Consider the following 14240-nt stretch of genomic DNA (forward strand, 5'->3'; position numbering starts at 1 on the left):
GCTGCCAGAAGGCGTTGAAATGGTAATGCCAGGTGACAACATTCAGATGACTGTTACCCTGATCAAAACCATCGCGATGGAAGACGGTCTGCGTTTCGCTATCCGTGAAGGCGGTCGTACCGTCGGCGCTGGCGTCGTAGCTAAAATCATCGAGTAATTCTCTTTTATAGAGTCTGCTTGATGAATTGAAAAAGCCCCCGCTCAGCGGGGGCTTTTTTATTGGGTTGACACCTATCTGGGGCGTCTATAGAATTGCGCCTCCTTTTAACGGGCGTATTGCGCCCGGTGGGAATAGCAGCCGGAGTCTGAAATCCAATGCAAAATCAGCAAATCCGTATCAGGTTGAAGGCTTTCGACCATCGCCTGATCGACCAATCAACCCAGGAAATCGTGGAAACCGCGAAACGTACTGGTGCTCAAGTGCGTGGTCCAATTCCACTGCCTACCCGTAAAGAGCGGTTCACCGTTCTGGTTTCCCCGCACGTCAACAAAGACGCGCGTGACCAGTACGAAATCCGCACTCATAAGCGCGTTCTGGACATCGTCCAGCCAACGGATAAAACCGTTGATGCACTTATGAAGCTTGATCTTGCGGCCGGTGTGGAAGTGCAGATCAGCCTCGGCTAAGACTCGGTCTTGGTCGTGTAACGCTCTGAAATGGGCGGCCATAGCGGGTGAAAGCCCCGTACACTCATGAGGTTTACAACATGACTATTGGTGTAGTCGGTCGTAAATGCGGTATGACCCGTATTTTCACCGAAGAAGGTGTCTCCATTCCGGTCACGGTCATTGAGATCGAGCCGAATCGCGTCACCCAGTTCAAAACTGAAGAGACCGATGGCTATCGTGCAGTGCAAGTCACTGTCGGCGAGCGTCGCGCTTCGCGTGTAACAGCAGCTCAGGCTGGCCACTTCGCTAAAGCGAACGTTGCCGCTGGTCGCACCACCATGGAATTCCGCCTTGAAGAAGGCGAGTACCAGGCTGGCGATCTGATCAACGCTGAAATCTTCGCCGCTGGTCAACTGGTTGATGTAACCGGTCAGTCCAAGGGTAAAGGCTTCCAGGGTACGATCAAGCGTTGGAATTTCCGCGGGCAAGATAACACCCACGGTAACTCCGTATCCCACCGCGTCCCAGGCTCTATCGGCCAGTGCCAGACTCCTGGTCGTGTATTCAAGGGCAAAAAAATGTCCGGTCATATGGGCGCTGAGCGCGTGACCGTGCAGTCCCTGGAAGTAGTGCGCGTGGACGCTGAACGCAATCTGTTGTTGGTCAAGGGCGCTGTTCCTGGCGCTACTGGCGGCAACCTGGTTGTACGTCCAGCAGCCAAGGCTCGCGGTTAAGGGGAAGCTGACATGCAATTAAATGTAAATGACGCTCAAGCGATCGAAGTTTCCGAACTGACATTTGGCGGCGAATTCAACGAGACGCTGGTTCACCAAGCAGTCGTGGCCTACATGGCCGGCGGCCGTCAAGGTAGCAAGCAGCAGAAGACCCGTTCCGACGTTCGTGGTGGCGGCAAGCGCCCATGGCGTCAGAAAGGTACTGGCCGTGCTCGTGCCGGTACTATCCGTAGCCCAATCTGGCGTGGCGGCGGTACCACTTTCGCAGCTCGTCCACAAGATCACTCCCAGAAGCTGAACAAGAAGATGTATCGCGCAGCAATGCGTTCCATCCTTGCTGAGTTGGTGCGTACTGATCGTCTGGTCGTGGTTCAGGATTTCGCTGTTGAAACTCCGAAAACCAAAGATCTGCTGGGCAAACTGAACAACATGAGCCTGACCGACGTTCTGATCGTGTCGGACGCTGTTGATCAGAACCTGTACCTGGCTGCTCGTAACCTGCCACACGTAGATGTACGTGACGTGCAAGGTTCCGATCCAGTTAGTCTGATCGCATACGACAAGGTGTTGATCACCGTGTCGGCCGTGAAGAAATTCGAGGAGCTGCTGGGATGAACCAGGAACGCGTATTTAAAGTTCTGCTTGGCCCGCACGTTTCCGAGAAGGCTACGGTTCTGGCAGACAAGAAAGGCCAGTTCGTTTTCAAGGTTGCTACTGATGCAACCAAGCTGGAAATCAAGAAGGCCGTCGAAAGCCTGTTCAGCGTGAAAGTAGAGCGCGTCACTACCCTGAACGTTCTGGGTAAGAGCAAGCGCACTGCTCGCGGTCTGGGCAAGCGTAATGACTGGAAGAAGGCAGTTATCTCCCTTCAGCCAGGCCAAGATCTCGATTTCAGCAGCAGTGCTGAGTAAGGAAGGGGTGCATCATGGCAATCGTTAAATGCAAACCGACTTCCCCTGGCCGCCGTTTTGTGGTCAAGGTGGTCAACCAGGAGCTGCATAAAGGCGCTCCTCACGCACCGCTGCTCGAGAAAAAATCGAAGACTGGTGGTCGTAACAACAATGGCCGTATTACCACTCGTCACATCGGTGGTGGTCATAAGCAGCATTACCGTATGGTCGATTTCCGTCGCAACGACAAAGATGGCATCGTCGCCACTGTCGAGCGTATCGAATACGATCCAAACCGTACTGCTCACATCGCACTACTCTGCTACGCAGACGGCGAGCGTCGCTACATTATCGCCCCTAAAGGCGTGAGTGCTGGCGACCAGCTGATCGCAGGCGCTCTGGCTCCAATCAAGCCAGGCAACGCTCTGCAACTGCGCAACATTCCAGTCGGTTCTACCGTACACGGCATCGAACTGAAGCCAGGTAAAGGCGCACAGATCGCTCGTTCCGCTGGTGCTTCGGCTCAGCTGATCGCTCGTGAAGGCGTGTACGTTACCCTGCGTCTGCGTTCCGGTGAAATGCGTAAAGTCCTGGCTGAATGCCGTGCGACCCTGGGCGAAGTCTCGAACTCCGAGCACAGCCTGCGTTCGCTGGGTAAAGCTGGTGCCAAACGCTGGCGTGGCGTTCGCCCAACCGTTCGTGGTGTTGCCATGAACCCGGTTGACCACCCACATGGTGGTGGTGAAGGTCGTACCTCTGGTGGTCGTCATCCGGTATCGCCATGGGGCTTCCCGACTAAGGGCGCGAAGACTCGTGGTAATAAGCGTACCGACAAAATGATCGTCCGTCGTCGCAAGTAAATAGAGGGATACGACAGTGCCACGTTCTCTGAAAAAAGGTCCTTTTATTGATCTTCACCTACTGAAGAAGATCGAAGTGGCGGCGGAAAAGAACGATCGCAAACCAATTAAGACTTGGTCGCGTCGTTCGATGATCCTGCCACAAATGGTCGGTCTGACCATTGCTGTACACAACGGCCGTCAGCACGTCCCAGTTCTCGTGAACGAAGACATGGTTGGCCATAAACTGGGCGAGTTCGCCGGTACCCGCACTTATCGTGGGCACGTGGCTGACAAGAAAGCCAAGCGTTAAGGGGTAAGGAAATGGAAGTAGCCGCTAAGTTGTCGGGCGCTCGAATCTCCGCCCAGAAAGCCCGCTTGGTCGCCGACCAGATCCGCGGGAAGAAGGTGGGCGAAGCGCTCAACCTGTTGGCTTTCAGCAGTAAGAAAGCCGCCGAGATCATGAAAAAAGTGCTGGAGTCGGCCGTAGCCAACGCCGAGCATAACGAAGGCGCAGACGTTGATGACCTGAAGGTCAGCACCGTTTTCGTCAACGAAGGGCGTTCGCTGAAGCGCATCATGCCACGTGCCAAAGGCCGTGCTGATCGCATCGTCAAGCGGTCTTGCCATATCACTGTCAAGGTTGCTGACAAGTAACGGAGTCGAAGAGATGGGTCAGAAAGTACATCCCATTGGCATTCGCCTGGGAATCGTCAAGGAGCACACCTCCGTCTGGTACGCAGACGGTCGGACTTATGCGGACTACTTGTTCGCAGATCTGAAGGTGCGTGAGTATCTCCAAGACAAACTAAAAAGCGCGTCCGTAAGCCGTATCGATATCCATCGTCCGGCTCAAACTGCACGCATCACCATCCACACCGCTCGTCCAGGTATCGTTATCGGGAAGAAGGGTGAAGATGTTGAGAAACTGCGTCAGGACCTGACCAAGCAAATGGGTGTGCCTGTGCACATCAATATCGAAGAGATCCGCAAGCCGGAGCTCGACGGTATGCTGGTTGCGCAGAGCGTAGCTCAGCAGCTGGAGCGTCGTGTAATGTTCCGTCGCGCTATGAAGCGCGCAGTACAGAACGCCATGCGCATTGGTGCCAAAGGCATCAAAATCCAAGTGAGCGGTCGTCTCGGCGGTGCTGAAATCGCACGTACTGAATGGTATCGCGAAGGTCGTGTGCCACTGCACACCCTGCGTGCCGACATCGACTATGCCAACTACGAAGCTCACACCACTTACGGTGTGATCGGTGTAAAGGTTTGGATCTTCAAAGGCGAAGTAATTGGTGGTCGCCAAGAAGAGCTGAAGCCACAAGCACCAGCGCCTCGTAAAAAAGCTGCTAAGTAAGGGGTACGCCAAATGTTGCAACCTAAGCGTACGAAGTTCCGCAAGCAGATGACCGGCCACAACCGTGGTCTGGCACTGCGCGGTAGCAAAGTCAGCTTCGGCGAGTTCGCGCTGAAGTCTGTTGCTCGTGGTCGTCTCACCGCTCGTCAGATCGAGTCAGCGCGTCGTGCTCTGACCCGTCACGTAAAACGTGGCGGCAAGATCTGGATCCGTGTATTCCCGGACAAGCCGATCTCCAAAAAGCCTCTCGAGGTTCGTATGGGTAAAGGTAAGGGTAACGTGGAATACTGGGTTGCCCAGATTCAGCCAGGCAAAGTCCTGTATGAAATCGAGGGTGTTTCTGAAGAGCTGGCGCGTGAGGCTTTCGCCCTGGCTGCTGCAAAGCTGCCGCTCGCCACCTCCTTTGTTAAACGGACGGTGATGTGATGAAAGCGAATGAACTTCGTGAAAAATCCGCACAGCAGCTGAACGAGCAACTGCTCGGCTTGCTGCGCGACCAGTTCAATCTGCGCATGCAGAAAGCAACTGGCCAGTTGGGGCAGTCTCATCTGCTCTCGCAAGTTAAGCGTGACATCGCTCGCGTGAAGACTGTGCTCAACCAGCAGGCAGGTAAGTGATCATGGCTGAAGCCGAAAAAACTGTCCGTACGCTGACTGGCCGTGTTGTCAGCGACAAGATGGACAAAACCATCACCGTTCTGATCGAGCGTCGCGTTAAGCACCCGATCTACGGTAAATACGTTAAGCGTTCGACTAAGCTGCACGCGCACGACGAAACCAATCAGTGCCACATCGGCGACAAAGTCACTATTCGTGAAACTCGTCCGATGGCCAAGACCAAGTCTTGGGCGCTGGTTGATGTTCTCGAACGCGCTGTGGAAGTCTAAGGGCTAGGGGTCGGAGAAATTATATGATTCAGACTCAATCCATGCTCGATGTGGCCGATAACAGCGGCGCTCGCCGTGTTATGTGCATCAAGGTGCTGGGTGGCTCCCATCGTCGTTACGCTGGTATCGGTGACATCATCAAAGTTACCGTGAAGGAAGCAATTCCTCGCGGTAAAGTGAAAAAAGGCCAAGTGATGACTGCTGTTGTAGTCCGCACTCGTCACGGCGTACGTCGTGCTGATGGCTCCATTATCCGCTTTGATGGCAACGCTGCTGTTCTTCTGAACAACAAGCAAGAGCCGATCGGCACCCGTATCTTTGGGCCAGTGACCCGTGAACTTCGTACTGAGAAGTTCATGAAGATCGTCTCGCTCGCCCCAGAAGTGCTGTAAGGAGATCCGACATGCAAAAGATTCGTCGTGACGACGAGATCATCGTGATCGCCGGCAAAGACAAAGGTAAGCGCGGTAAGGTGCTGAAGGTTCTTGCTGACAACCGTCTGGTTGTTGGTGGTCTGAACCTGGTCAAGCGTCATACCAAGCCTAACCCGATGTCGGGCGTACAGGGCGGTATCGTCGAGAAAGAAGCGCCACTGCACGCTTCCAACGTCGCCATCTTCAACGGCGAAACCAACAAGGCTGACCGCGTTGGTTTCAAAGTAGAAGACGGTAAGAAAATTCGTGTCTTCAAGTCGACCCAAAAAGCGGTTGATGCTTGAACACTGCTAGGTAGAAGACCATGGCACGACTAAAAGAGATTTACCGGAAGGAAATCGCTCCGAAACTTAAGGAAGAACTTAAGCTTTCGAACGTGATGGAAGTTCCGCGCGTTACCAAAATCACCCTGAACATGGGTCTGGGCGAAGCGATCGGCGACAAAAAAGTCATCGAGCACGCTGTTGCTGACCTGGAAAAGATCACCGGCCAAAAAGTCGTTGTGACCTACGCTCGTAAATCCATCGCTGGCTTTAAAGTCCGTGAAGGATGGCCGATCGGCGTCAAAGTGACTCTGCGCCGTGAGCGTATGTACGAGTTCCTGGATCGTCTGCTGTCGATCTCCCTGCCTCGGGTTCGCGACTTCCGCGGCCTGAATGCCAAGTCCTTCGATGGTCGTGGCAACTACAGCATGGGCGTGAAAGAGCAGATCATTTTCCCGGAAATCGACTACGACAAGATCGATGCTCTCCGCGGTCTGGACATTACCCTGACCACCACTGCCAAGAACGATGATGAAGGCCGCGCTCTGCTGCGTGCTTTCAAATTCCCGTTCCGCAACTGATTGGAGTAGGAAAATGGCCAAGAAGAGCATGAAAAACCGTGAGCTGAAGCGTCAGCTCACTGTTGCCAAGTACGCCGTCAAGCGTGCAGCGCTGAAAGCTATCATCGTTGATCTGAACGCAAGTCCAGAAGCGCGTTGGGAAGCGACCGTAGCTCTGCAGAAGCAACCACGTGACGCAAGCGCTTCGCGCATGCGTAACCGTTGCCGCCTGACTGGTCGTCCGCACGGCGTTTACCGCAAGTTCGGCCTGGGCCGTAACAAACTGCGTGAAGCGGCAATGCGTGGTGACGTTCCAGGTCTGGTTAAAGCCAGCTGGTAATCGCTGTCAAAGCCTTGATGGTTGGGGTCGCAAGAACCTGACCATCGGTGGCCTTGAATTTGAATCAAGCCCCTTTTGGGGCTTGATTCATTTCTGGGGTGTGTCTAGAATGACCGGCTCGCCTGAGCCCGTGTTTTTCGTGCCCGGAATTTCTCGGCGACAAGTAGTAGCCGCAAGGCTAATTTTTCTGTATTAGGAGCGTCTAGCCCATGAGTATGCAGGACCCGTTAGCGGACATGCTAACTCGAATCCGTAATGCCCAGATGGCTGAAAAGTCTGTCGTAAGCATGCCGTCTTCCACGTTGAAGGTGGCTGTAGCAAAAGTCCTGAAGGACGAAGGTTACATCGCGGATTTTCAGATCACCACCGACGCTAAGCCGTCGTTGTCCATCTCGCTGAAATACTTCGAAGGCCGTCCGGTCATCGAGGAAGTCAAGCGCGTTAGTCGTCCAGGCCTGCGTCAGTACAAGTCCGTTGAAGATCTGCCGAAAGTTCGTGGCGGTCTTGGCGTGTCTATCGTCTCCACCAACAAAGGTGTGATGACGGATCGTGCTGCGCGCGCTGCCGGTGTCGGCGGCGAAGTTCTTTGCACTGTGTTCTAAGGGGGGATAAGCATGTCTCGCGTCGCTAAGAACCCCGTTAAGCTGCCAGCCGGTGTCGAAGTCAAATTCGCAGGCCAACAGCTTTCGGTGAAGGGTGCCAAGGGTACTCTTGAACTGAACATCCATTCGTCCGTTGAGATCGTTGAAGAAGCTGGTGAGCTGCGTTTCGCTGCTCGCAATGGCGATCAACAGACTCGCGCAATGGCCGGTACCACGCGTGCGTTGGTAAACAACATGGTCCAAGGCGTAAGCCAAGGCTTCGAGCGCAAGCTCCAGCTGGTCGGTGTTGGTTACAAGGCGCAAGCAAAAGGTCAGGTGCTGAACCTGGCTCTTGGCTTCTCGCACCCAGTGGATTACGAACTGCCGCAAGGCATCACCGCTGAGACTCCTAGCCAGACCGATATCCTGATCAAGGGCATCGACAAGCAGCTGGTAGGTCAAGTGGCCGCTGAGATCCGCGACTTCCGTCCACCAGAGCCGTACAAAGGCAAAGGTGTGCGCTACGCGGACGAAGTCGTCCGTCGTAAAGAAGCCAAGAAGAAGTAGGGCATAGCAAATGACCGACAAAAAAGTTACTCGACTGCGTCGCGCTCGCAAAGCACGCCTGAAAATGCACGAACTCGAAGTCGTGCGTCTCTGCGTGTTCCGCTCGTCGCAGCACATCTACGCCCAGGTCATCTCGGCCGACGGCAACAAAGTCCTGGCAAGTGCCTCGACTTTGGATAAAGAACTGCGTGATGGCGCCACTGGCAACATCGACGCGGCCACAAAGGTTGGCCAGCTGGTCGCTACGCGTGCTAAGGCCGCTGGCGTCTCGCAAGTGGCTTTCGACCGCTCTGGCTTCAAGTACCATGGCCGCGTTAAAGCGCTGGCTGATGCTGCTCGTGAAGCTGGGCTGGAGTTCTAAGTTATGTCAAATAACGACCAAAAGCGCGACGAAGGCTACATCGAGAAGCTGGTTCAAGTTAACCGCGTAGCCAAAACCGTTAAAGGCGGCCGTATCTTCACTTTCACCGCGTTGACCGTGGTTGGTGATGGTAAAGGGCGTGTTGGCTTCGGCCGTGGCAAGTCGCGTGAAGTGCCTGCTGCGATCCAGAAGGCAATGGAAGCTGCTCGCCGCAACATGATTCAAGTTGACCTGAACGGCACCACCCTGCAGTACGCAATGAAGTCCGCTCACGGCGCTTCGAAGGTGTACATGCAGCCTGCTTCTGAAGGTACCGGTATCATCGCTGGCGGCGCTATGCGTGCTGTCCTCGAAGTTGCTGGCGTTCAGAACGTTCTGGCGAAGTGCTACGGCTCGACTAACCCGGTAAACGTGGTTCACGCCACTTTCAAGGGTCTGAAGGCTATGCAATCTCCTGAGTCCATTGCTGCCAAGCGTGGCCTGACTGTCAAGGAGATCTTCTGATCATGGCTACCGTTAAAGTTACGCTGATCAAAAGCATGACCGGCCGCATCCCTAACCACAAACTGTGCGTTAAGGGTCTGGGTCTGCGTCGCATCGGTCACACTGTAGAAGTCCAGGATACTCCCGAAAATCGCGGGATGATCAACAAGGCTTACTACATGCTGCGTGTCGAGGGTTAATCGATGAAACTCAATGATCTGAGTCCAGCGCCGGGTTCCCGTCGCGAAAAGCATCGTCCGGGCCGTGGTATCGGTAGTGGTTTGGGTAAGACTGGTGGCCGTGGTCACAAAGGTCAAACCTCCCGCTCCGGTGGCACCATTGCTCCAGGCTTTGAAGGCGGTCAACAGCCGCTGCATCGTCGCCTGCCGAAGTTCGGTTTCGTTTCCCTGAAAGCCATGGACCGCGCAGAAGTGCGTCTGTCCGAGCTGGCCAAAGTGGAAGGCGACATCGTCACCGTGCAGTCCCTGAAAGATGCCAACGTGATCAACGTCAACGTACAGCGTGTGAAAATCATGCTGTCCGGTGAAGTGACTCGCGCTGTCACTATCGGCAAGGGAATCGGCGCCACCAAAGGTGCGCGTGCGGCTATCGAAGCAGCTGGCGGCAAGTTCGAGGAATAAATGGCTAAGCAAGGTGCTCTCTCTGCGCTCGGCAAAGGCGGTATGTCTGAACTCTGGGCTCGTCTGCGTTTTCTGTTCCTGGCGATTATCGTCTACCGAATAGGCGCACACATCCCGGTTCCAGGTATCAACCCGGACCGACTCGCAGACCTGTTTCGACAGAATGAGGGGACCATTCTTAGCTTGTTCAACATGTTCTCCGGCGGCGCGCTGGAACGGATGAGCATCTTTGCACTGGGGATCATGCCGTACATTTCGGCATCGATCATCATGCAACTGATGACCGCCGTCAGCCCGCAGCTGGAGCAGTTGAAGAAGGAAGGTGAAGCTGGCCGTCGCAAGATCAGCCAGTACACCCGCTACGGCACCGTCGTCCTCGCTCTCGTTCAGGCTATTGGCATGTCCATTGGCCTGGCGGGGCAGGGCGTTGCGTTCACTGGTGACTTTGGCTTCCATTTCGTCGCGGTATCCACGTTTGTGGCTGGTGCGATGTTCATGATGTGGCTGGGTGAGCAGATTACTGAGCGTGGTGTAGGCAACGGTATCTCGATGTTGATTTTTTCGGGTATCGTCGCCGGTCTTCCGAGAGCAATCGGGCAGTCTTTCGAGTCTGCGCGTCAGGGTGATATCAATATCTTCGCCCTGGTTGCCATCGGTTTGCTGGCAGTAGCGATTATCGGTTTCGTGGTGTTCATTGAGCGTGGTCAGCGTCGTATCGCTGTTCACTACGCCAAGCGTCAGCAGGGCCGTAAGGTTTTTGCTGCGCAGACAAGCCACTTGCCGCTGAAGGTGAACATGGCCGGTGTTATTCCGGCTATTTTCGCGAGCAGCATTCTGCTGTTCCCGGCTTCGTTGGGTGCCTGGTTTGGTCAGTCTGAAGGTATGGGCTGGTTGCAGGACATCTCGCAGTCGATCGCTCCTGGTCAGCCGTTGAATATTCTGCTGTTTAGTGCAGGGATTATTTTCTTCTGCTTCTTCTATACGGCGTTGATGTTCAATCCGAAAGACGTAGCGGAAAACCTGAAGAAGTCCGGTGCCTTTATTCCGGGCATCCGTCCAGGTGAGCAGTCTGCACGCTATATTGATGGCGTTCTGACTCGCTTGACCATGTTCGGTGCTCTTTACATGACGGCCGTGTGCCTGTTGCCCCAGTTCCTGGTGGTTGCAGCAAACGTTCCGTTCTACCTTGGCGGGACCTCGTTGCTGATCGTGGTCGTGGTTGTGATGGACTTCATGTCCCAAGTACAATCGCACCTCGTTTCGCACCAGTACGAATCCCTGATGAAGAAAGCCAACCTGAAGGGTTACGGCAGCGGCATGTTGCGCTGAGTACCCATAAGGTTCGAGGAGTTGGTGATGAAAGTTCGTGCATCGGTGAAAAAGCTGTGCCGTAACTGCAAGATTATTCGCCGCGAAGGTGTTGTTCGAGTAATTTGCAGCGCGGAACCGCGTCACAAACAGCGCCAAGGCTGAGTGTGATTGTGCTTCAAGCCCGGCAGCTAGTGCGCTGCCGGGTTGATTATTTGTTATTACAGCGATATTATCTCGCGCCCTATTTCTTGGCTTCCGGGGCGTAGGTAGCTGTCAATTGGAGTCCCACTGAATGGCCCGTATTGCAGGCGTTAACATTCCAGATAACAAGCATACTGTTATCTCGCTGACCTACATCTATGGTGTCGGTCGCACTACTGCGCAGAAAATCTGTGCAGACACTGGGGTAAACCCAGCAGCAAAGATCAAAGATCTGAGCGACGAGCAAATTGAACAGCTGCGTGGCGAAGTGGCGAAGTTCACCACTGAAGGTGACCTGCGTCGCGAAATCAACATGAAAATCAAGCGCTTGATGGACCTCGGTTGCTATCGCGGTCTGCGTCATCGTCGCGGTCTTCCAGTACGCGGTCAGCGTACCAAGACCAACGCGCGTACCCGTAAAGGTCCGCGTAAGCCGATCCGCAAGTAATCGCCCCAGCGAATCGACAGGAATTTAATCATGGCAAAACCTGCTGCTCGTCCTCGTAAAAAAGTTAAAAAGACAGTGGTTGATGGCATCGCCCACATCCATGCTTCTTTTAACAACACCATCGTGACCATTACCGACCGTCAAGGTAACGCTCTTTCCTGGGCTACCTCCGGTGGTTCGGGTTTCCGCGGTTCCCGCAAGTCCACCCCGTTCGCTGCTCAAGTAGCCGCTGAGCGTGCTGGTCAAGCTGCGCTGGAATACGGCCTGAAAAACCTCGACGTTAACGTCAAGGGTCCAGGTCCAGGTCGTGAATCCGCAGTCCGCGCTTTGAACGGCTGTGGCTACAAGATCGCCAGCATCACCGACGTGACGCCAATCCCGCACAACGGGTGCCGTCCGCCGAAGAAGCGCCGCGTGTAATCCAGGAGATTGTAAAGAATGGCTCGTTACATTGGTCCAAAATGCAAACTCGCTCGTCGCGAAGGCACCGATCTCTTCCTGAAGAGCGGCGTGCGCGCGATCGAATCGAAGTGCAACATTGAAGCAGCACCTGGTATCCACGGCCAACGCCGCGGTCGCCAGTCCGACTACGGCACCCAACTGCGTGAAAAGCAGAAGGTCCGTCGTATCTACGGCGTTCTCGAGCGTCAGTTCAGCGGCTACTACAAAGAAGCTGCTGGCAAGAAAGGTGCAACCGGTGAAAACCTGCTGCAACTGCTCGAATGCCGTCTGGACAACGTTGTATACCGTATGGGCTTTGGTTCGACTCGTGCCGAATCCCGTCAGCTGGTATCGCACAAGTCGATCAGCGTTAACGGTCAGACCGTAAACGTTCCGTCGTATCAGGTTCGTGCTGGTGACGTGGTCGCAGTTCGCGAGAAAGCAAAAAACCAACTTCGCATTGTCCAAGCTCTCGATCTGTGTGCCCAACGTGGCCGCGTAGAATGGGTAGAAGTAGACACTGAGAAGAAGTCGGGCGTTTTCAAGAACGTTCCTGCTCGCAGTGATCTGTCCGCCGACATCAACGAAAGCCTGATTGTCGAGCTCTACTCCAAGTAAGGGCTAGAAAATAGGTGCATCCATGCAGATTTCGGTAAATGAGTTCCTGACACCCCGCCACATTGATGTGCAGGTTGTCAGTCCAACCCGCGCCAAGATCACTCTCGAGCCTCTCGAGCGTGGTTTTGGCCACACCCTGGGCAACGCGCTGCGCCGCATCCTGTTGTCCTCAATGCCCGGCTGCGCAGTAGTCGAGGCCGAGATTGACGGTGTGCTCCACGAGTACAGCGCCATCGAAGGTGTACAGGAAGACGTAATTGAAATCCTGTTGAACCTTAAAGGTCTGGCCATCAAGCTGCACGGTCGTGACGAAGTTACGCTGACCTTGTCGAAGAAGGGTTCGGGGGTGGTTACCGCTGCCGATATTCAGCTGGATCATGATGTCGAGATCGTTAACCCCGATCACGTAATCGCTAACCTGGCGTCTAACGGCGCCCTGAACATGAAGCTCACCGTAGCTCGTGGTCGTGGTTATGAACCAGCCGACTCGCGTCAGAGCGATGAAGACGAAAGCCGCAGCATTGGTCGCTTGCAGCTCGACTCTTCGTTCAGCCCGGTTCGCCGTATCGCATACGTGGTGGAAAACGCCCGTGTCGAGCAGCGTACCAACCTGGACAAGCTGGTTATTGATCTGGAAACCAACGGTACTCTGGATCCTGAAGAGGCTATCCGCCGCGCTGCAACCATCCTGCAACAGCAGTTGGCTGCGTTCGTCGACCTCAAAGGTGACAGTGAGCCAGTGGTTGTCGAGCAGGAAGACGAGATCGATCCGATCCTGCTTCGCCCGGTTGACGATCTGGAACTGACTGTACGTTCGGCTAACTGCCTTAAGGCGGAAAACATCTACTACATCGGCGACCTGATTCAGCGTACCGAAGTAGAGCTGTTGAAGACTCCGAACCTGGGCAAGAAATCCTTGACTGAAATCAAGGACGTTCTGGCCTCCCGCGGTCTGTCCCTCGGCATGCGCCTCGACAACTGGCCGCCTGCAAGTCTTAAGAAGGACGACAAGGCGACTGCCTGATCGTCGTAATCACCGAACGTAGTGTTTGGTAAGGAATGAACCATGCGTCATCGTAAAAGTGGGCGTCACCTGAGCCGCACCAGCTCGCACCGCAAGGCCATGTTCCAGAACATGGCGGTGTCGTTGTTCGAGCACGAGCTGATCAAGACTACTCTGCCAAAAGCCAAAGAACTGCGCCGCGTTGCCGAGCCGCTGATCACTCTGGCCAAGACAGACAGCCTGGCTAACCGCCGTCTGGCTTTCGACCGTACTCGTTCGAAAGCTATCGTTGGTAAGCTCTTCAACGACCTGGGCAAGCGTTACGCTACCCGTGAGGGTGGCTACCTGCGCATCCTCAAGTGCGGTTTCCGCGCTGGCGACAACGCGCCTATGGCGTACGTCGAGTTGGTTGATCGTGCTACTGCTGGCGAAGCTGTATCCGCCGAGTAAGACGTCAGTCTGAAACAAAAAACCGGGCCTAGTGCCCGGTTTTTTGTGCCCGCAAGAAATGCGCTGTTCGTACAAGCTTCTGACATTGTTCTGTTGTCACTATGTGCAGGGAAACATAATTAGTAATTATCTATCGATGGCTACAGATTAATGAATTTGTAGGTGTCACATCGATGATCAATACTTCCCAGCAAGCCGATTAGCCGGCAGTTTCAAGACTGAC

28 protein-coding genes and 1 pseudogene are annotated in these 14240 nt (G+C 54.6%); all 29 read left to right on the plus strand.

What is annotated here, in order from left to right; genetic code table 11:
• Positions 1-157, plus strand: a pseudogene (locus tag ACM6HV_RS02880) (elongation factor Tu); the annotation flags it as partial.
• Positions 158-315: 158 nt separating this feature from the next.
• On the plus strand, positions 316-627 hold the full coding sequence (rpsJ, locus tag ACM6HV_RS02885) for a 30S ribosomal protein S10 (protein WP_003186070.1): 312 nt from the start codon (positions 316-318) through the stop codon (positions 625-627).
• An 80-nt stretch (positions 628-707) separates the two neighbouring features.
• Positions 708-1343 (plus strand): 50S ribosomal protein L3, encoded by a 636-nt coding sequence (rplC, locus tag ACM6HV_RS02890; protein WP_003228738.1) that lies wholly within the window; start codon positions 708-710, stop codon positions 1341-1343.
• A gap of 12 nt (positions 1344-1355) precedes the next feature.
• Entirely contained in the window at positions 1356-1958 is a 603-nt protein-coding gene (rplD, locus tag ACM6HV_RS02895; RefSeq protein ID WP_003228735.1) for a 50S ribosomal protein L4, read from the plus strand.
• On the plus strand, positions 1955-2254 hold the full coding sequence (rplW, locus tag ACM6HV_RS02900; protein WP_002555488.1) for a 50S ribosomal protein L23: 300 nt from the start codon (positions 1955-1957) through the stop codon (positions 2252-2254). Before rplD ends, rplW begins: the two co-directional genes overlap by 4 nt.
• A 14-nt stretch (positions 2255-2268) precedes the next feature.
• Positions 2269-3093 (plus strand): 50S ribosomal protein L2, encoded by an 825-nt coding sequence (gene rplB / locus ACM6HV_RS02905; RefSeq protein WP_003228734.1) that lies wholly within the window; start codon positions 2269-2271, stop codon positions 3091-3093.
• A gap of 16 nt (positions 3094-3109) precedes the next feature.
• Positions 3110-3385: a 30S ribosomal protein S19 gene (rpsS, locus tag ACM6HV_RS02910; protein WP_003228731.1), complete on the plus strand. Its 276-nt coding sequence runs from the start codon at positions 3110-3112 to the stop codon at positions 3383-3385.
• Between the two features lie 11 nt (positions 3386-3396).
• On the plus strand, positions 3397-3729 hold the full coding sequence (rplV, locus tag ACM6HV_RS02915) for a 50S ribosomal protein L22 (protein WP_003103908.1): 333 nt from the start codon (positions 3397-3399) through the stop codon (positions 3727-3729).
• A gap of 13 nt (positions 3730-3742) precedes the next feature.
• Positions 3743-4429 (plus strand): 30S ribosomal protein S3, encoded by a 687-nt coding sequence (gene rpsC / locus ACM6HV_RS02920; protein WP_003176422.1) that lies wholly within the window; start codon positions 3743-3745, stop codon positions 4427-4429.
• A 12-nt stretch (positions 4430-4441) separates the two neighbouring features.
• Positions 4442-4855 (plus strand): 50S ribosomal protein L16, encoded by a 414-nt coding sequence (gene rplP, locus ACM6HV_RS02925; RefSeq protein ID WP_003228729.1) that lies wholly within the window; start codon positions 4442-4444, stop codon positions 4853-4855.
• Positions 4855-5046, plus strand: coding sequence for a 50S ribosomal protein L29 (rpmC, locus tag ACM6HV_RS02930; RefSeq protein WP_002555481.1), 192 nt, complete (start codon positions 4855-4857; stop codon positions 5044-5046). Before rplP ends, rpmC begins: the two co-directional genes overlap by 1 nt.
• Positions 5047-5048: 2 nt before the next feature.
• Positions 5049-5315, plus strand: coding sequence for a 30S ribosomal protein S17 (gene rpsQ, locus ACM6HV_RS02935; RefSeq protein ID WP_003194644.1), 267 nt, complete (start codon positions 5049-5051; stop codon positions 5313-5315).
• A gap of 23 nt (positions 5316-5338) precedes the next feature.
• Positions 5339-5707 (plus strand): 50S ribosomal protein L14, encoded by a 369-nt coding sequence (rplN, locus tag ACM6HV_RS02940; protein WP_002555479.1) that lies wholly within the window; start codon positions 5339-5341, stop codon positions 5705-5707.
• A gap of 11 nt (positions 5708-5718) precedes the next feature.
• A complete protein-coding gene (gene rplX / locus ACM6HV_RS02945) occupies positions 5719-6033 on the plus strand; it encodes a 50S ribosomal protein L24 (protein ID WP_003186046.1) in 315 nt (104 codons plus the stop codon).
• A gap of 20 nt (positions 6034-6053) precedes the next feature.
• Entirely contained in the window at positions 6054-6593 is a 540-nt protein-coding gene (rplE, locus tag ACM6HV_RS02950) for a 50S ribosomal protein L5 (protein ID WP_003210069.1), read from the plus strand.
• A 13-nt stretch (positions 6594-6606) separates the two neighbouring features.
• Positions 6607-6912, plus strand: a complete 306-nt coding sequence (rpsN, locus tag ACM6HV_RS02955) for a 30S ribosomal protein S14 (protein ID WP_007955639.1) — start codon at positions 6607-6609, stop codon at positions 6910-6912.
• A gap of 209 nt (positions 6913-7121) precedes the next feature.
• The gene (rpsH, locus tag ACM6HV_RS02960) at positions 7122-7514 is read left to right on the plus strand and encodes a 30S ribosomal protein S8 (protein ID WP_007966178.1); all 393 of its coding nucleotides are present in this window, start codon (positions 7122-7124) and stop codon (positions 7512-7514) included.
• Between the two features lie 12 nt (positions 7515-7526).
• Positions 7527-8060, plus strand: coding sequence for a 50S ribosomal protein L6 (gene rplF, locus ACM6HV_RS02965; RefSeq protein ID WP_007966176.1), 534 nt, complete (start codon positions 7527-7529; stop codon positions 8058-8060).
• A gap of 10 nt (positions 8061-8070) precedes the next feature.
• Positions 8071-8421, plus strand: coding sequence for a 50S ribosomal protein L18 (gene rplR, locus ACM6HV_RS02970; RefSeq protein ID WP_003186037.1), 351 nt, complete (start codon positions 8071-8073; stop codon positions 8419-8421).
• A gap of 3 nt (positions 8422-8424) precedes the next feature.
• A complete protein-coding gene (rpsE, locus tag ACM6HV_RS02975; protein ID WP_003176409.1) occupies positions 8425-8925 on the plus strand; it encodes a 30S ribosomal protein S5 in 501 nt (166 codons plus the stop codon).
• 2 nt (positions 8926-8927) lie between these two features.
• Positions 8928-9104, plus strand: a complete 177-nt coding sequence (gene rpmD / locus ACM6HV_RS02980; protein WP_003176408.1) for a 50S ribosomal protein L30 — start codon at positions 8928-8930, stop codon at positions 9102-9104.
• A 3-nt stretch (positions 9105-9107) separates the two neighbouring features.
• Entirely contained in the window at positions 9108-9545 is a 438-nt protein-coding gene (gene rplO / locus ACM6HV_RS02985) for a 50S ribosomal protein L15 (RefSeq protein WP_003228720.1), read from the plus strand.
• Positions 9546-10874 carry a preprotein translocase subunit SecY gene (secY, locus tag ACM6HV_RS02990; protein ID WP_003228718.1) on the plus strand — a complete coding sequence of 443 codons (1329 nt, stop codon included), beginning with the start codon at positions 9546-9548 and terminating at the stop codon, positions 10872-10874.
• A gap of 27 nt (positions 10875-10901) precedes the next feature.
• Positions 10902-11018: a 50S ribosomal protein L36 gene (gene rpmJ / locus ACM6HV_RS02995; protein ID WP_002555468.1), complete on the plus strand. Its 117-nt coding sequence runs from the start codon at positions 10902-10904 to the stop codon at positions 11016-11018.
• A gap of 130 nt (positions 11019-11148) precedes the next feature.
• On the plus strand, positions 11149-11505 hold the full coding sequence (gene rpsM / locus ACM6HV_RS03000; RefSeq protein ID WP_008374135.1) for a 30S ribosomal protein S13: 357 nt from the start codon (positions 11149-11151) through the stop codon (positions 11503-11505).
• A gap of 30 nt (positions 11506-11535) precedes the next feature.
• Entirely contained in the window at positions 11536-11925 is a 390-nt protein-coding gene (gene rpsK / locus ACM6HV_RS03005) for a 30S ribosomal protein S11 (RefSeq protein WP_002555466.1), read from the plus strand.
• Between the two features lie 18 nt (positions 11926-11943).
• The gene (gene rpsD / locus ACM6HV_RS03010) at positions 11944-12564 is read left to right on the plus strand and encodes a 30S ribosomal protein S4 (RefSeq protein WP_003176404.1); all 621 of its coding nucleotides are present in this window, start codon (positions 11944-11946) and stop codon (positions 12562-12564) included.
• 22 nt (positions 12565-12586) lie between these two features.
• On the plus strand, positions 12587-13588 hold the full coding sequence (locus tag ACM6HV_RS03015) for a DNA-directed RNA polymerase subunit alpha (protein ID WP_003186012.1): 1002 nt from the start codon (positions 12587-12589) through the stop codon (positions 13586-13588).
• A gap of 42 nt (positions 13589-13630) precedes the next feature.
• Complete coding sequence (gene rplQ / locus ACM6HV_RS03020) at positions 13631-14017, plus strand: 50S ribosomal protein L17 (RefSeq protein WP_003176402.1); 387 nt, start codon at positions 13631-13633, stop codon at positions 14015-14017.
• Positions 14018-14240 lie beyond the last annotated feature (223 nt).

This window comes from Pseudomonas sp. IT-P260, from assembly GCF_949768395.1.
GTDB lineage: Bacteria > Pseudomonadota > Gammaproteobacteria > Pseudomonadales > Pseudomonadaceae > Aquipseudomonas > Aquipseudomonas parakoreensis.

Excerpts from the sequence above, each read along its gene's own strand:
- rpsJ (WP_003186070.1), top strand. The coding sequence starts at position 316 with ATGCAAAATCAGCAAATCCGTATCAGGTTGAAGGCTTTCGACCATCGC.
- rplC (WP_003228738.1), top strand. The coding sequence starts at position 708 with ATGACTATTGGTGTAGTCGGTCGTAAATGCGGTATGACCCGTATTTTC.
- rplD (WP_003228735.1), top strand. The coding sequence starts at position 1,356 with ATGCAATTAAATGTAAATGACGCTCAAGCGATCGAAGTTTCCGAACTG.
- rplW (WP_002555488.1), top strand. The coding sequence starts at position 1,955 with ATGAACCAGGAACGCGTATTTAAAGTTCTGCTTGGCCCGCACGTTTCC.
- rplB (WP_003228734.1), top strand. The coding sequence starts at position 2,269 with ATGGCAATCGTTAAATGCAAACCGACTTCCCCTGGCCGCCGTTTTGTG.
- rplV (WP_003103908.1), top strand. The coding sequence starts at position 3,397 with ATGGAAGTAGCCGCTAAGTTGTCGGGCGCTCGAATCTCCGCCCAGAAA.
- rpsC (WP_003176422.1), top strand. The coding sequence starts at position 3,743 with ATGGGTCAGAAAGTACATCCCATTGGCATTCGCCTGGGAATCGTCAAG.
- rplP (WP_003228729.1), top strand. The coding sequence starts at position 4,442 with ATGTTGCAACCTAAGCGTACGAAGTTCCGCAAGCAGATGACCGGCCAC.
- rpmC (WP_002555481.1), top strand. The coding sequence starts at position 4,855 with ATGAAAGCGAATGAACTTCGTGAAAAATCCGCACAGCAGCTGAACGAG.
- rpsQ (WP_003194644.1), top strand. The coding sequence starts at position 5,049 with ATGGCTGAAGCCGAAAAAACTGTCCGTACGCTGACTGGCCGTGTTGTC.
- rplN (WP_002555479.1), top strand. The coding sequence starts at position 5,339 with ATGATTCAGACTCAATCCATGCTCGATGTGGCCGATAACAGCGGCGCT.
- rplX (WP_003186046.1), top strand. The coding sequence starts at position 5,719 with ATGCAAAAGATTCGTCGTGACGACGAGATCATCGTGATCGCCGGCAAA.
- rplE (WP_003210069.1), top strand. The coding sequence starts at position 6,054 with ATGGCACGACTAAAAGAGATTTACCGGAAGGAAATCGCTCCGAAACTT.
- rpsN (WP_007955639.1), top strand. The coding sequence starts at position 6,607 with ATGGCCAAGAAGAGCATGAAAAACCGTGAGCTGAAGCGTCAGCTCACT.
- rpsH (WP_007966178.1), top strand. The coding sequence starts at position 7,122 with ATGAGTATGCAGGACCCGTTAGCGGACATGCTAACTCGAATCCGTAAT.
- rplF (WP_007966176.1), top strand. The coding sequence starts at position 7,527 with ATGTCTCGCGTCGCTAAGAACCCCGTTAAGCTGCCAGCCGGTGTCGAA.
- rplR (WP_003186037.1), top strand. The coding sequence starts at position 8,071 with ATGACCGACAAAAAAGTTACTCGACTGCGTCGCGCTCGCAAAGCACGC.
- rpsE (WP_003176409.1), top strand. The coding sequence starts at position 8,425 with ATGTCAAATAACGACCAAAAGCGCGACGAAGGCTACATCGAGAAGCTG.
- rpmD (WP_003176408.1), top strand. The coding sequence starts at position 8,928 with ATGGCTACCGTTAAAGTTACGCTGATCAAAAGCATGACCGGCCGCATC.
- rplO (WP_003228720.1), top strand. The coding sequence starts at position 9,108 with ATGAAACTCAATGATCTGAGTCCAGCGCCGGGTTCCCGTCGCGAAAAG.
- secY (WP_003228718.1), top strand. The coding sequence starts at position 9,546 with ATGGCTAAGCAAGGTGCTCTCTCTGCGCTCGGCAAAGGCGGTATGTCT.
- rpmJ (WP_002555468.1), top strand. The coding sequence starts at position 10,902 with ATGAAAGTTCGTGCATCGGTGAAAAAGCTGTGCCGTAACTGCAAGATT.
- rpsM (WP_008374135.1), top strand. The coding sequence starts at position 11,149 with ATGGCCCGTATTGCAGGCGTTAACATTCCAGATAACAAGCATACTGTT.
- rpsK (WP_002555466.1), top strand. The coding sequence starts at position 11,536 with ATGGCAAAACCTGCTGCTCGTCCTCGTAAAAAAGTTAAAAAGACAGTG.
- rpsD (WP_003176404.1), top strand. The coding sequence starts at position 11,944 with ATGGCTCGTTACATTGGTCCAAAATGCAAACTCGCTCGTCGCGAAGGC.
- ACM6HV_RS03015 (WP_003186012.1), top strand. The coding sequence starts at position 12,587 with ATGCAGATTTCGGTAAATGAGTTCCTGACACCCCGCCACATTGATGTG.
- rplQ (WP_003176402.1), top strand. The coding sequence starts at position 13,631 with ATGCGTCATCGTAAAAGTGGGCGTCACCTGAGCCGCACCAGCTCGCAC.